The 13830-nt window shown below is 68.3% G+C and carries 12 protein-coding genes and 1 pseudogene; 6 read left to right on the top strand and 7 right to left on the bottom strand.

The annotated features are described in order from the left end of the window. Positions 1-97: 97 nt before the first annotated feature. Positions 98-421: pseudogene (locus CJZ82_RS07570) on the bottom strand (alpha-amylase family glycosyl hydrolase); the annotation flags it as partial. A 174-nt stretch (positions 422-595) separates the two neighbouring features. Between CJZ82_RS07570 and grrP the strand changes: the two are divergent. The 4 genes from grrP (at position 596) to argS (ending at position 5123) form a co-directional block, all read left to right on the top strand. Next, positions 596-1549: an extracellular substrate binding-like orphan protein GrrP gene (gene grrP, locus CJZ82_RS07565; protein WP_233130100.1), complete on the top strand. Its 954-nt coding sequence runs from the start codon at positions 596-598 to the stop codon at positions 1547-1549. Between the two features lie 73 nt (positions 1550-1622). Beyond that, complete coding sequence (gene grrA, locus CJZ82_RS07560; RefSeq protein ID WP_094555177.1) at positions 1623-2027, top strand: GrrA/OscA1 family cyclophane-containing rSAM-modified RiPP; 405 nt, start codon at positions 1623-1625, stop codon at positions 2025-2027. Continuing rightward, positions 2024-3181, top strand: a complete 1158-nt coding sequence (gene grrM / locus CJZ82_RS07555; RefSeq protein WP_094555176.1) for a cyclophane-forming radical SAM/SPASM peptide maturase GrrM/OscB — start codon at positions 2024-2026, stop codon at positions 3179-3181. The genes grrA and grrM overlap by 4 nt, the downstream gene beginning before the upstream one ends. 91 nt (positions 3182-3272) lie before the next feature. Beyond that, positions 3273-5123, top strand: a complete 1851-nt coding sequence (argS, locus tag CJZ82_RS07550) for an arginine--tRNA ligase (protein WP_094555175.1) — start codon at positions 3273-3275, stop codon at positions 5121-5123. A gap of 7 nt (positions 5124-5130) precedes the next feature. Here argS and CJZ82_RS07545 read toward each other — a convergent pair whose 3' ends face one another. Continuing rightward, positions 5131-5826: a Crp/Fnr family transcriptional regulator gene (locus CJZ82_RS07545; RefSeq protein ID WP_094555174.1), complete on the bottom strand. Its 696-nt coding sequence runs from the start codon at positions 5824-5826 to the stop codon at positions 5131-5133. Positions 5827-6155: 329 nt separating this feature from the next. On the opposite strand from CJZ82_RS07545, the gene CJZ82_RS07540 reads away from it, so the two are divergent. Then, positions 6156-9701, top strand: a complete 3546-nt coding sequence (locus CJZ82_RS07540; protein WP_143593567.1) for a hypothetical protein — start codon at positions 6156-6158, stop codon at positions 9699-9701. Between the two features lie 77 nt (positions 9702-9778). Continuing rightward, the gene (locus CJZ82_RS07535; protein WP_094555172.1) at positions 9779-10993 is read left to right on the top strand and encodes a histidinol-phosphate transaminase; all 1215 of its coding nucleotides are present in this window, start codon (positions 9779-9781) and stop codon (positions 10991-10993) included. Here the strand turns inward: CJZ82_RS07535 and CJZ82_RS07530 are convergent. The 5 genes from CJZ82_RS07530 to CJZ82_RS07510 form a co-directional block, all read right to left on the bottom strand. Beyond that, positions 10977-11666, bottom strand: coding sequence for an MBL fold metallo-hydrolase (locus CJZ82_RS07530; RefSeq protein WP_233130105.1), 690 nt, complete (start codon positions 11664-11666; stop codon positions 10977-10979). The genes CJZ82_RS07535 and CJZ82_RS07530 overlap by 17 nt on opposite strands. Positions 11667-11824: 158 nt before the next feature. After that, positions 11825-12457: an aminodeoxychorismate/anthranilate synthase component II gene (locus CJZ82_RS07525; RefSeq protein WP_094555170.1), complete on the bottom strand. Its 633-nt coding sequence runs from the start codon at positions 12455-12457 to the stop codon at positions 11825-11827. Between the two features lie 23 nt (positions 12458-12480). Next, positions 12481-12903, bottom strand: coding sequence for a diacylglycerol kinase family protein (locus tag CJZ82_RS07520; RefSeq protein WP_233130104.1), 423 nt, complete (start codon positions 12901-12903; stop codon positions 12481-12483). A 101-nt stretch (positions 12904-13004) separates the two neighbouring features. Beyond that, complete coding sequence (gene ybeY, locus CJZ82_RS07515; protein ID WP_094555168.1) at positions 13005-13601, bottom strand: rRNA maturation RNase YbeY; 597 nt, start codon at positions 13599-13601, stop codon at positions 13005-13007. Continuing rightward, positions 13598-13825 carry a DUF3285 domain-containing protein gene (locus CJZ82_RS07510; protein ID WP_094555167.1) on the bottom strand — a complete coding sequence of 76 codons (228 nt, stop codon included), beginning with the start codon at positions 13823-13825 and terminating at the stop codon, positions 13598-13600. The genes ybeY and CJZ82_RS07510 overlap by 4 nt, the downstream gene beginning before the upstream one ends. Positions 13826-13830 lie beyond the last annotated feature (5 nt).

Here is a 13830-nt window from a genome sequence, read left to right as displayed (position 1 = left end):
TGTGCGATATGGCCCTTGGTGTAGCCGTGGCATGCCGGGCTGAGTTGGTTCCTGCTTTCTTGTTGCCGCCGATTTAACCGATTATTCGAGGTGCCCTGTAGTCATAGGCGTGGTAGTGATGATTTGCAGCGGAGGAGAACACAGGATTCAGCGACAGGCAGGTGATCCCCATCCCCTGGAGGTGGTCTAGGGCGTCGATCACGCCGAGGAGATCGCCACCCTGGAATCCCTGCAGGGCCGGATCGCTGCCCCAGGGCATCAAGGCCAGCCCCTCCTGGGCCTTTACGTGCCCACTGCGGCGGAAGCGGTCGGGAAAGATCTGATACACCACGGCATGGGCAACCCAGGCCGGTGTTGCGGCATCCGCCAAGCTTGCGTCGTTTGGGCTTGGATCGCGGGCCGCTGTCGTTTCCAGTCCCATCGCCTGCGTCTGCGTCTGCCATGCACGAACCAGCGCTAGCACTAGCAGCGGCTCAAGCAGTTTCTCCACCTGGTTCCATGGCAGCTCATCACAAAGCATCTGCACTGCGGAGCTAAGGCTGGTCAAAACCGGCGGGCATGCCCAAATTGGTGGAGGTCTGTTCTGCGACCGTCCGTGCCGCGTCTCATTCGCTCTCGCCCGTGCCGCTGGTTGCTGCCTGGCTGCCTGGCCCTGCTTGCTGGCCTCACGCCGGCTGCCTCCGCTCGCGCGGAGAGTGTCGTCGACCGGGTCGCTCGCAGCGGCGTGCTCGTGCTGGTGGGCAGTCCCGACCTGGCGCCCCTGCTCAGCCTCGATGCCCAGGGGCGCCCGGTCGGCCTGGCGATGGAGGTGGCTGGCAGGATCGCCGCCGAGTTGGCCGTGGCCGTGGGTCGGCCCGTGAGCGTGCGCCTCGATGCGGTGACCGACCCCGCTTCCCTGGGTCAGCGCCTCGAGGCGGGCAAGGGCGATCTGGCCTGTGGCGTGCCCTTCACCTGGGAGCGTGATATCACCCTCGACTACTCGATGCCGTTCGGTCTGTCCGGCCTGCGGTTGCTGTCGCCTGCCGGCCGTCTCGACGGATCGCCGCAGTCGCTGGCGGGCCGCCGCATCGGCGTGGTCGCCGACTCCCTCGGCGAAACCGAGCTGAGAGGGATTCAGCCGGCTGCTCGGCCCGTTGGTTTTGCGGATCTTTCCCAGGCGGTGGCAGCCCTGCGCGCCGGCTCGGTGGATGGGGTGATCGGTGACACCGTCCGCCTGGCCATCCTGACCGCCGGCGGCAAGGCGGGAGCGCTGGCCCAGACCCCCTCTGAGCCCTACGAGCGCTACGCCGTGGCCTGCCTCGTGCCTGAGAACGACTCCGCCTTTCGCAATCTGGTGAACCTGGCGATCGCGCGGCTGCTGCAGGGGTACCTGGACGGTCAACCGGAGGCGGTGGCCTCCATCGATCGCTGGGTGGGCCCTGGCAGTGCCCTCAACCGTTCGCCGGAGCAGATACGTAACTACTTCGACGCGGTGCTGCTGGGGGTGGAGGCCCTGAGGCCACTGCCCACCCAGGCTGGAGCGGCCCCCGCCAGGCCCGCCGCTCCCTGATGCCCTGGGTCGGCCCAACCCGGCCCGCCGTTTTCTGCCGCTCCCGTTTCAACCCCGCTCCCTCCCCGCTCCGATGGCCTTCTACACCCGCTCCCGGCTCTTCGGCATCCTGCTGTTGGCGGCATCCCTGCCCCTGGATCCAGGCTTGGGCCGAGCGATCGCGGCTTCGGGCTCGACTGCACCCGCCGGTGATCAGACCCGCCGGTCGGATGTCATGGAGGAGCGCCTGCGCCGCATCGCCGCCGCCATCCAGGCGCAGGACGACGCAGAAGCCGGCGGAACCGAGGCTGCTGGCGACGGCAGGCTGGCGCGGGTGTTCGTCAACGGTCCCAGGGTGGGCTGGGGCAACGGCGGCTTCCGTAACGGTGGCTTCGGCAACGGCGGTTTCCGCAATGGTGGCTTTTACAACGGCGGTTTCCGCAATGGCGGCTTCGGCAACGGCGGCTTCCGTAACGGTGGCTGGCGCAATTACTGGTGACCGCATCCGCACCGTTTCAGGCTGGTCCGCTGCGTCTGCTGGTGGTGCAGCCCACGCCGTTCTGCAACCTCGACTGCGACTACTGCTACCTGCCCAGCCGCGATGACCGCAGCCGGCTACCGCTCGAGATCCTCGATGCGGCCTTGGAGCGGGTGCTCGAAAGTCCGTTCATCGAGGGCGGCTTCACCCTGCTCTGGCATGCGGGCGAGCCGCTCACCATGCCGATCGCCTTCTACGACGCGGCCTCTGAGCGGATCGACCTGGCTCTGAAGCGCCGTGGCCTGCCGCCCGGAACCATCGTGCAGTCGCTGCAGACCAATGCGGTGGTGATCGACGATGCCTGGTGCGACTGCTTCGAGCGCAACGGCATCCACGTGGGCGTGAGCATGGATGGACCGGCGGCCCTGCACGACGCCCACCGCCGCACCCGCACGGGCCTGCCCACCCATGGGGCGGTGATGCGCGGCATCGCGGCCCTGCAGCGCCGCGCCATTCCCTTCCAGGTGATCTGCGTGCTCACGGCCGATGCCCTCGATCAGGCCGATGCCCTCTACGACTTCTTCACGGGCAGCGGCATTGCCGACGTGGGCTTCAACATGGAGGAAACCGAGGGTGAGAATCTGCGCTCCACCCTCGAGCGGCCCGACAGCGAGCGCCGCTACAGCGCCTTCATGGAGCGCTTCTGGCAGCGGATCCGCGCGGAGCCCGAACGGCTGCGGCTGCGCGAATTCGACGGCATCACCAGCCTGGCCTGCGGCGAGGCTCGCCTGGAGGCCACCGACATGAACACGCCCTTCGCGATCGTGAACGTGGATGCCTGGGGCAATTTCTCCACCTTCGATCCCGAACTGCTGGCCGTGGCCACCGCCAGATACGGCGACTTCGTCTTCGGCAACGTGCTGGAGGGCAGCCTGGAAGCCTGCATGGCCACCGACAAGTTCCAGAGGGTGCGCGGCGAGATTGAAGCCGGTGTGCAGCTCTGCCGTCAGGAGTGCGCCTACTTCGGTCTCTGCGGCGGCGGCGCCGGCAGCAACAAGTACTGGGAGCACGGCCGCTTTGACGGCAGCGTCACCGAGGCCTGCCGTTACCGCATTCAGCTGGTGGCCGATGTGGTGCTAGCCGGCATGGAGCAGGAGCTGGGGCTGAGCGCCTGAACGGGCCCAGCTTCTGAAAGCCGACCCCCAGGAGGGATGATCGGAGCCTGACCTGTCGACTCCCCCGGCCTTCCGGCCGCACCCGCCACCCATGCGTCGCATCGCCCACGCCCTCGAAGCCCAGCTGTGCACGGCCCTGGAGCGGGCCTTCCCAGACGAGGTAGCGGCGGCGCAGCAGGCGGGCACCCCCCTCGATCCGCAGCTGGCGCCGGCCAGCCAGCCGGAATTCGGTGATTTCCAGGCCAACGGAGCTTTGGCCCTGGCTCGGCGTCTGAAGCAGCCCCCCCGGACCATTGCCGGCGCCATCGTGGAGCAGCTCGGCGGCGATCCTGCCTTCGTTGAGCTCTGCGAGCCTGCCGAGATCGCTGGGCCCGGCTTCATCAACCTCACCCTGAAGCCCCAGCGGCTGGCTGAGGAGCTGCGCGCCCGCCTGGGGGATGGCCGTTTAGGGGTGCTCAGCGCGGCGGACGATCCCGGCCATGCCAGCTCCGCTGAGCTGCTGGCCCCGGTGATTGTGGATTTCTCCAGCCCCAACATCGCCAAGGAGATGCACGTGGGGCACCTGCGCTCCACGATCATCGGGGACGCGCTGGCCCGGGTGCTGGAATTCCGCGGCTATCCGGTGCTGCGTCTCAATCATGTGGGCGACTGGGGCACCCAGTTCGGAATGCTGATCACCCACCTCAAGCAGGTGGCCCCCGAGGCGCTCACCACCGCCGACGCCATCGACCTGGGCGATCTGGTGGCCTTCTACCGCCAGGCCAAGGCCCGCTTTGACGCCGACGCGGCCTTCCAGGCCACCGCTCGCGAGGAGGTGGTGAAGCTGCAGAGCGGCGATCCGGTCAGCCGCCGCGCCTGGCAGTTGCTGTGTGAGCAGAGCCGCCGTGAGTTTCAGCAGATCTACGACCGGCTCGATATCCGCCTGAGCGAGCGGGGTGAGTCTTTTTACAACCCCTTGCTGGAGACGGTGGTGGCCGATCTTCAGGCGCTGGGACTGCTGGTCACCGATGCCGGCGCCGGCTGTGTGTTTCTCGAAGGGGTGAAGGGCAAGGACGGTCAGCCGCTGCCCCTGATCGTGCGCAAGAGCGACGGCGGCTTCAACTACGCCACCACCGACCTGGCCGCGCTGCGCTACCGCTTTGCCGCCGCCCCCGATGGCGATGGCGCGGGGCGGCTCATCTATGTGACCGACGCCGGCCAGGCCAGTCACTTCGCCGCCGTGTTCCAGGTGGCCCGCCGCGCCGGCTGGGTACCGGTGGGGGGTCGGCTGGAGCACGTGCCGTTCGGCCTGGTGCAGGGGGACGACGGCAAGAAGCTCAAGACCCGCTCAGGCGACACCGTGCGCCTTAAGGACCTGCTCGATGAAGCGGTGGATCGGGCCGAGGCCGATCTGCGCCGTCGGCTGGCGGAGGAGGGGCGTACGGAAGACGAGACCTTCATCCAGCACACGGCCACCACGGTGGGTATCGCCGCGGTGAAGTACGCGGATCTCTCCACCAACCGGATCACCAGCTACCAGTTCAGCTTTGATCGGATGCTGGCACTGGCCGGCAACACGGCGCCCTATCTGCTTTATGCGGTGGTGCGCATCGCCGGCATCGCCCGCAAGGGGGGCGCTGGGGCAGATACCGCGGTCGGGGCCCCAGGCCCGGAGCTGCCAGCGGAGCTCCGATTCAGTGAGCCACAGGAGTGGGACCTGGTGCGCGAACTGCTCAAGTTCGATGCCGTGATTGCCGAAGTGGAGGAGGAGCTGTTGCCCAATCGGCTGTGCAGCTACCTGTTCGAGCTCAGCCAGGTGTTCAACCGTTTCTACGACAAGGTGCCGGTGTTGAAGGCCGAAGAGCCTTCCCGCTCCTCCCGCCTGGCGCTCTGCCGTTTCACGGCAGCCACCTTGAAACTCGGACTGGGCCTGCTTGGCATTCCCACCCTGGAGAGGATGTAAAGGGCCGCTACCCCTCGATCAACCCCCGTTTGCGCAGGGGGTCGAGGGCCGCGATCCGCATCCCCTCCGGCGTATCCACCAGCACGGCCTTGCCGCGCAGCTGGCTGAGCACCTTTGAGGTGGTGCCCCGGGCCAGGCCGGTGATCGTGGCGATCTCCGTCTGAGTGATGTCGGGGATCGGGCTGAGCGGATCAGCCGCGTAGCTGGTGCTGCGCGCCAGTTCCGCCAGGGTCCCAAGCACCCGGGTGGTGGCATCTTCCCCCCGCAGCCGGAAACGCTGGCCCAGTGCCATCAGGCGCCGGGCCTCCAGCTGGGCCAGGGTGAGGGCGAAATCGGGCCAGCGTTCGAGGTCCTCCCGGACCGCCGACCAGCGCAGTTTCACTATTTCCATCGAGGTGAGCGCCACCACGTCGGCGGAGCGGCGATTGTTGCCCAGCAACATGGCCAGTTCGCCCACCATCTCGCCGACGCCCAGCAGGGCCACCACCACCTCCCCTCCGCCCAGGGTGATGTGGCGCACCTTGGCCACCCCGGAGCGGATCAGAAACAACCCGTCGCCCCAGTCGCCCTCGAACACCAACTGGTGGGAGGCCGGGATCGTGAGGATGCCGTGCTGGTGCAGCAGGCGCTCCAGCAGGGGGGGCTCCAGTGCGGCGAACAGGGGAAAGGCCTGCAGCTCTTTGCTGTCGAAGGAGGTGTCCATTCCCGTTTAATTGACTGGCCGGCCGGCAGCAGTGGTGGGAGCCCAATGCTGACAGCGGCTGGGAGCGGCGGACTGGACTCTCGATGAAGTCTTGTTGTCATCAGCATGACAACGGAACGTCTTGGAATGGACGGGTTGCGGTGATGGGAATCCACGCAACTCAGCAAGGGTGAACCGACAGTGATCGCATCGGACGAAGGGGCCTGATCCCTTCTGCCTCCATCACCCGAGGCTGATCCATGAAAGACGTATCGATAACACCCACTGGGCCCTCTCCATGGTTCAGCCTTGGGCTGTCACGGGCCTGGCCAGAACTGGCGGCCCTGGCGTTGGCATTCGGCAGCAGCCATGGCCTGGATCAGGGGGCCCCGCTCTGGAGCACCGTGGCGCTGTCCTGCGGGATTCGCCTGAGCTGGGTCACTGCGGAACTGCTGCATGGCGCCGGCCACACCCTGGTGCGGGCGTTGGTCGACGTGGATGCCTCGGTGCTGCGGTTGGCGAACCTGCTGGAGCATCGCTCAGCGGCCGCGATGATCAGCACTTTGCTGCCGCTGGTCACGATCGGCCTGTCCGATGGATCATCCAGCTCCCTGCCCTGGTTGGCGGTGGGGTCCCCGTCCCCATGGCGGGTGCGGCTGAAGGCGGCCGGCGGGCTGCTGTTCAATGCCATTGCCATCGTGGTCCTGATGGGACCTGCCGCCGGCCTGCCCCCCGCCCTGCTGGCCAGTGCGATCGCGGCCAACCTGGCGCTGCTGCTGGCCTCCCGCTCCGACTGGTGCGCGACCGTCAGTGGCCGCGGCAGCCGGCTCCATTGCGGCAACTTCGGCTTCATCAGTGGCCCGACCCCATCCCCACCTGGCGAGCTTCTGCCCTCTTGCGCCATCGAGCGCCTGCGCACCATGGGTCTGGAAACGGAAATCCGTGGGACCCAGGCCGGTGGCGCTCTGGTGCTGGTGGGAGACCGCCATGGTGACCCCGGCTTCGTGGGCCACAAGCTGGTCAACGCCAAGCGGGGCCAGCTCACCGCTGCCATGGAGGCCAGTTTCGGCCGCCGCCGCCGCCAGGCCGCCCGGGCGGGCCACCGGCCCCTGGCCACCGGACTGCTGGCCGCCTGCCACTACCGCTTCGGTACCAGCGGTCCGCCGGAGGTGATCGAGACCCACTGGCATGGCTGGTGCCCCGCCCAACGGCGCCGCCTCTGGAGCTGGCAGGAGGGGCGCTGGACCAGCGCCTGGCGCACAGTTGAGCACCGCATCACCCATAACGGCGACTTCGAGCGCTTCCAGCTGGCGACGGCCGAACTGGAGTTCACCGCCTTGGGCTGCTGGTTGGAGCGGGTGCTGCACCAGGGCCATGCGGCAGTGGGGGACTCGCCCAAGATTGCCGGTCTGATGGATCTGCTGATCACCCAGGGGGATTGGTATGCGGCGGTGCGGCTGGCGGCCCAGCAGGTGTTCCCCCACGACAGCACCGAGCCCGCTTCGGTGGAGCTGGAACGCTGGACGGCCGCCTTCGAGGCGGGCTTCGGGGCGGTGCTGGCGGAGCAGCCCTCGGCCGCCTTCGATCCCGGTGATCCCGCCGTTCAGCGGCTCGCAGACCTGATCCTGCTGCGGCTCGCGGCTGACGTGCGTCTGCGCCGCCACGGCCCGGAGCTGCTGCGCCGCTGGATCGACGCCAGCATCGAAGCGTTTCTGCGCAACGATCCCTACCGCGCGGTGGCTCAGTTCATGGAGCTGGCCCGGGGCAGCTTCGGGCTGGTGGTGGTGTCCTCCACCTGGCCGGAGCGGCTGGTGCTCGCCAGCCTCGGCCAGCCGATCACACTCGGTTTCGATCCAGCGGCGGCGGTGGCGGTCTACGCCTCCGAACCGGCTGCGGTCGATGCCGTGCTGGCCGGAGTTCGTGGCGCCTACCGGATCGACCTCGATCAGAACGCTGGTGAGGTGGCGGTGCTCGCCAGCGCCGACCTCCTCCTCCATTCCCTCACGCTGGGACGGGAGGTGCCGGAGCTGGAGCGGCTGGAGCGCCGCCACTTCTATGGACAGGGTCCATTCAGTGTTCCGGCCAAAGCCCACCGCTCCTCCCGCCGTCGTGCCGTTGGCCGTCGCCCTGACCCGGTGGGCGACGACCTGCGTTCGATCCCCGGGCTGCTGGCTGCGATCCGTAACGACTGGATCGATCCCGGTTCCGCCAACCGTCAGAGCGCTGATCACCTGGCCCAGTTCCTGATTGCCAAGGCGGCCCACCTGGCCCAGAAGCAGGCGGTGCTCAGCGGAATGGGACTGGATCCGACCCTGGCGAAATCGCGCCACGTGGACCTTCTGATCACCGGGGTGGAGAACAGCCTCTGGCTGGGTGAGCAGTTCGCCCGCGACCTGCAGAACCTGATGCCCCTGCTGAACGTGCGGGCCCTCTCCGCCAACGCAGTGCTGCAGCACCTGCAGTACGACATCGAAACACTGGGCTTCGCCCGCCAGTCGATCCTGCTGGTGCTCAGCCACTCCGGCCAGACATTCGCCAGCCGCCAGGTGGCGGAAACAGGCGACCTGCTGGTACGCCAGGAGGTGATCCGTGAACTGTTCGTGCTCACCGGTGAACCCACGAGCTTCCTGGGATCGCCGCTGCTGGAGGCCCTGGCCCCAGGCGAACCTTTCTGCCGCCGGCTGTTCACCACCGGCGCCGGGCGCCGCATCGCCGAGCCGGCCACGGCCAGCGTGGCCGCCATGCACCAGACGCTCACCGAACTGTTGTTCTGCCTCTGCCGCCAGGTGCGGCAGGCCTTTCCAGACCAGCGTCCCCTGGGCCTGCATCTCCCACCGGAAGAGTTGCTGGCCCTGGAGAACATGGAGGGTTACCTGTTCGTCGAGGATGTGGTCAAGATCGTCGGCGCCGACCCCGACGGGCAACGGTGGCCCACCGGGGTGTCCCGGCAGCTGCGGAGTACCGGCCGGCGCTGGGCCCTGAACGTGCTCGAAACCCCCTTCGCCTGGCTGATCCAGGCGCTCTACATCCTGGTGAGCGTGACCTTCTCCATGCCCCTGTTCCGCACCTGGATCAGCATCGCGCTGCCGCTGGTCGGGGTCGACGAGGGGGAGTGGCTGATGGATCTGCTGCTTGCCGTGAGCGTGCCCGCCGATGTGGCGCTCTACGTGTTCGGTCCCTGGTGCTGGACCGTCGTGTTGCGGCTGGCCCAGGGCCGTCCGCTGCTGGTCCGCACCGGCCGCCGCACCGTGGTGATCGGCGAAGCCGAGGGGGTGCACCAGCTGCTGGTGAACTATGTGAGCAAGCTGTTCGCCCTGAGCTTTGGCATCACCGCCATCGACGTGCAGGGCGCCGATCCCCGCGATCACCTGCTGCACACCCAGGCCCACCGGATTGTGCGCGGCACGTTGCTGTTCCTGGGGGTGCCTGATGGACGCTGCAGCGAGGGGCAGCGGTCGCTGGCTCAGGCGGCGATCCTGACAGGGCGCCAAGCCGATGGCATCCGCCACCTGGGTGTGGGTCCGGAGATCGTCGCCGTCAGCTCCGATCCCAGGGTGCGGCAGGAGGCGTTCAGCGAGGCGCTGCTTCTGCCCAGCCCAGTGCATGCCGGTTGCGAGGACGGCAAGAACCCCCATGTCGGGGATGGGATCGAGGCGCTGCGGGAATCCCGCTTCGGATCGTTCCGCCGCCTGCTGGCCGCCTACGTGTTGTTCTGGGCGATGGCCCGCCGCGTTTCCTCCCTGCCGCTGATCGGCTTCGACTGCTGGAAGACCCAGAGCCGCACCAAGGTGATGACCACCGCCGCCCCCGTCTCGGCGGCCCGGCTCGATCGCACCGAAATAGAGGAGATCCGGGAGCTGGCCTTGGAGGCCCTCTCCCACCGGGAGCAGAGCTGAGGCCGAGGCGGGTGGGGGTTTTCGGGCGATTCGTAGGGGCGGGTTGTCTACGCTCGAATCCTCCCTGCCCTGTGCGCTTGAAGGCCACCAGCGACGACCGGGTGCGCGCCCGCCCCGAGGTGGAAACACTCACTGCCTACAGCGCACCGCTGGAGGGCCGCCGCGGCCTGCTGCGGCTCGACTTCAACGAGAACACGGTGGGACCGAGCCCGAAGGTAGTGGAGGCGATCCGCGCCATCCCAGCCGATCACTACGCCATCTATCCCGAATACGACGGCCTGCGCGAAGCGGTGATCGGTGCGCTCGTAACTGAAGCCGCTGCCGGCCCTGATGCGCTCATCCCCGCCCACATCGGCCTGTTCAACGGCGTCGATGCCGCCCTGCATGCGGTGTTCCAGGCCTACGGCGCCCCGGGTGATCGGCTGCTCACCACCAGTCCCACCTTCGGCTATTACACCCCCTGTGCCCGGATGCAGGGCATGACGATCGAGGCGATCCCCTACCAGCTGCCTGATTTCGCCTACCCGCTCGAGGAGATCCGCGCGGCGCTGCTCGGTCCCGGTGGTGCCGGCGAAGCCAGCGGCGACTGGCATCCGCCGCGGATCCTGCTGATCTGCAATCCCAACAACCCCACCGGCACCAGGCTGGCGTCGCAGCGGATCCTGGAGCTGGCGGCTGCCGCTCCAGACACGCTGGTGGTGGTCGATGAGCTCTATGAGGCCTTCACAGGCGACAGCGTGCTGCCCCCTCTTCTGCGCGCCCCAGCGGTTTCGCCCGGAGACGGCACAGGGCTTGGCGCCGATCCGTTCGCGGCCAATCCGAACCTGCTGGTGCTGCGCTCTCTGGCCAAGACCGCCGGTCTGGCGGGCCTGCGCATCGGCTTCGCGATCGGTGCGCCGGCCCTGGTGGACCGTGTGGGCCGCGTCACCGGCCCCTATGACATCAACAGCTTTGCCGTGACGGCAGCCCGCGCCGCCCTGGCCGATCAGGCCTATACCGACGCCTACGTGGCCGAAGTGCTGCGGGCACGGCAGTGGTTGCTGGAGCAACTCCAAGCCTCCGGGGCGCGCCACCACGCTGCTGGGGGCAACTACCTGCTGATCTGGCCCTCCCGGCCGGCTGCCCTGGTGGAGGCTGAACTGCGAAAGGCGGGCATCCTGGTGCGCTCCATGGCCGGCAAACCTCTGATCGATGGGGCCCTGCGGGTGAGCCTCGGCACCCGCGAGCAGATGGGACGCTTCTGGGAGGCCTACCAGGAGATCGAAGCGCTGATGGTCAGCGCATCACCTTGATCTGTGGCCCATCGCTCAGGGGCGCGCTGAAGCTCACTGTGCGTCCGACCCGTTGCACAGGTGTGCCGCTCATCGCTTCCAGGAAGGGCTCGATGCTGCCCTGATCACAGCCGCTTGGGGCGCTGCCGCTGACGTACTGCACCGGGATCACCCGCCGGGGTTCGAGCGCACGCACCACCGCCGCCGCCTCAGCGCCGCTGTACACCTTGGCACCACCGCCTACGCCAATGATCAGCACATCTGGCTTGCCGATCAGCACCCGGTCTTCGGGGCGCAGGGGCGCAGCCGTTCCGCCCAGGTGGGCGATCTCCAGGCCGCCTTGCTTCCAGCGCCAGAGGGTGGCCTGGCCGAAGCGCCGTCCGCCGATGCGGTCGTGGGGGATGGCGGCCCCCTCCAGTTTCAGGCCAGCCACCCGGTAGGAGCCGGGGGTCACCAGCATCCGGCCGGAGGCCACGGGGGCGCCCTCATCGAGGAGCCGGCTGCTGGCCAGGATCACATCGGCGCGCACCCGCGGCTCCGCCAGGCCGGCAGCGCAGCCCACGGCCTTGAAGGGGTTCACCAGCACGGTGGCACCACCGCCCTGGATCAGCAGGGCGCTGTGGCCATAGCTGGTGACCGAGACCCCACCGGCGGCCAGGCCGGCGCCAGGCACACCCAGACTCACAGCAGCCATCAGGGAGGCCGCGCCCAGGGCCGTTGCCCGGCGGCGAAGACTGCTGCCGTTGCTGGAGGATCCGTGGTGCGGTTGCCCTGATGCGGAGGCCATGCCAGCTGGTGCGCGCCGCAGGCGCCGATCGTGGCGCGAACCTAGCAGCGTTGGCATGGAGGCTTTCAGGTGGGAGTTCCGGTGAGGGGTCTGGCGCTGGGTTGCTGATGCTGGGCCGCCTGGCGCAGGAAGTTGGCCAGCAGCCGGTGGCCGTCCTGGGTGAGCACGCTCTCCGGGTGAAACTGCACGCCTTCGAGCGGGAAGTGGCGGTGGCGCAGACCCATGATCGTGCCGTCTTCCAGCCAGGCGGTGATCTCCAGCTCCGCGGGCAGGCTGGCCCTCTCCGCGATCAGGCTGTGGTAGCGGGTGGCTGTGAGCGGGCTGGGCAGGCCGGCGAACACCCCTTGTCCTCCATGCAGCACAGGGGAGGTTTTGCCGTGCATCAGCTCGTCGGCTCGCACCACCCGGCCGCCGAACACCTGGGCCAGACACTGGTGGCCCAGACAGACCCCCAGTGTCGGCACGGTCGGTCCCAGCTCCCGCAGCACATCCAGGCAGACCCCGGCCTGGTCGGGGTCGCCAGGGCCCGGTGAAATCAGGATCGCCGCTGGCTCCAGGGTTCTGATCTGATCCACGCTGAGGGCATCGTTGCGCTCCACTCGCAGATCGGCGGCGATCGGGTGCTCCGTCGCCAGTTCACCGAGGTACTGCACCAGGTTGAAGGTGAAGCTGTCGTAGTTGTCGAGAACCAGGAGCATCAAGCCAGCCGCCAGGCCTCCATTCAAACGCCCAGGCGCAGGAGCAGGGGCGGCAGCAGCAGCAGGGCGGCGATCAGCAGCGAGGCAGCCGCGGCCACCAGCACGGCCGCGGCTGCGCAGTCCTTGGCGATGCGGGCCAGAGGATGGAAGCGGCGGCCGATGGCCAGATCCACCACCGACTCGATCGCCGTGTTGATCAGCTCCAGCACCAGGACTGCCGCCACAGTGAGCACCAGCAGTGCCAGCTGCTCGGTGCTCAGCTGCAGCCACAACCCCAGGGCGAAGACACAGCCGCCGGTGATCGCATGGATACGGAAGTTGCGCTGGCTGGTGAAGCCGTAGGCCAGGCCTTGGGCGGCATAGCGAAAGCTCAGCGGCAGGTCGCCGGCCACACGCCAGGCCCCACTTCGTTGGCCACGTCCCCGTCGCGGTGAGTCGCTGTTCATGGGATCCGCCAGCGCAAGGGGCACCGGTTCAAGAGGGACCGGGTTAACCATGCTGCTTCCTCCTCCTTGCGTTCCGCCGCATCGGGCATCCGGGCTGAACGTTACCGCTGTCGTCCAGTGGGCTCGCTGCCTTCGCTACAGGCGGAGCCAGCCAGCAATTGATCCTGGCGGCGCAGCATGACCTCCAGGCGGGCATCGTCGGGGTGGTCCCAGCCCAGCAGGTGGAGCAGGCCGTGGCTGGCCAGCCAGCGCAGCTCCCGGGCCAGGCTCACGCCCGCCGTTTCAGCCTGGCGGGCAGCCGTCTCCAGGGAGATCACGATGTCGCCAAGTTCCAGGGACTCCTCTTGATCGGGCTCCAGCAATGGCCGCTTCGGCATCGCCGGGGCTCCCTCCAGCCCCTCGTCCTGGGCGGCGAAGGCCAGCACATCGGTGGGGCCTTCCTGACTCCGCCAGCTTTCGTTGAGCTCGGCCATTTCCCCGTCGCCGACCAGGCTCAGCCCCAGGCTGTAGGCCCGCGCCCGCAGAGGTTCCGGCAACTCGGGCTGCATCTGCTCGAGCCAGGTCGCCAGCAGATCAAGCCACTGCCCATCGGCCCCGGCAGGGTCGGCCAGGGGACCAGCCGCCTCCAGCAGCTCTGGGCTCAGCTGCTCGTCACAGCTGAAGGCCAGGTCGAGGCCAGGACAACGAATCGAGGTCACTGGGGCAGGCTGGGCCGGCCGAACCAGGCCAGCAGCAGCAGAACGGCGCTGAATCCCACGGCGGTGAGGCCGAAGTGGAGCAGGCTCTGGCGGCCCTTGCGCACCATGTTGCGCATCGCCAGCTTCACGAAGCTGGGCGGTGGGCTGACCGCTTCCTGCGTGGGAGTGGATTCGGAGAGGTTGGCTTCAGCTGGGCTGGTGTCCGGGTTGCTGCTGTCAGTCATCGGGG

Origin of the sequence: Synechococcus sp. 1G10 (assembly GCF_002252625.1) — a bacterium.
Classification (GTDB): domain Bacteria; phylum Cyanobacteriota; class Cyanobacteriia; order PCC-6307; family Cyanobiaceae; genus Regnicoccus_A.
Note: the sequence above shows the minus strand (reverse complement) of the source record. Positions and strands in the feature narration are given on the sequence as shown.

Coding starts and splice junctions, on each gene's coding strand:
- CJZ82_RS07545 (WP_094555174.1), bottom strand. CDS start 5,826: ATGGACACCTCCTTCGACAGCAAAGAGCTGCAGGCCTTTCCCCTGTTC.
- CJZ82_RS07520 (WP_233130104.1), bottom strand. CDS start 12,903: ATGAACAGCGACTCACCGCGACGGGGACGTGGCCAACGAAGTGGGGCC.
- CJZ82_RS07510 (WP_094555167.1), bottom strand. CDS start 13,825: ATGACTGACAGCAGCAACCCGGACACCAGCCCAGCTGAAGCCAACCTC.
- argS (WP_094555175.1), top strand. CDS start 3,273: ATGCGTCGCATCGCCCACGCCCTCGAAGCCCAGCTGTGCACGGCCCTG.
- CJZ82_RS07530 (WP_233130105.1), bottom strand. CDS start 11,666: ATGGCTGCTGTGAGTCTGGGTGTGCCTGGCGCCGGCCTGGCCGCCGGT.
- CJZ82_RS07525 (WP_094555170.1), bottom strand. CDS start 12,457: ATGCTCCTGGTTCTCGACAACTACGACAGCTTCACCTTCAACCTGGTG.
- grrA (WP_094555177.1), top strand. CDS start 1,623: ATGGCCTTCTACACCCGCTCCCGGCTCTTCGGCATCCTGCTGTTGGCG.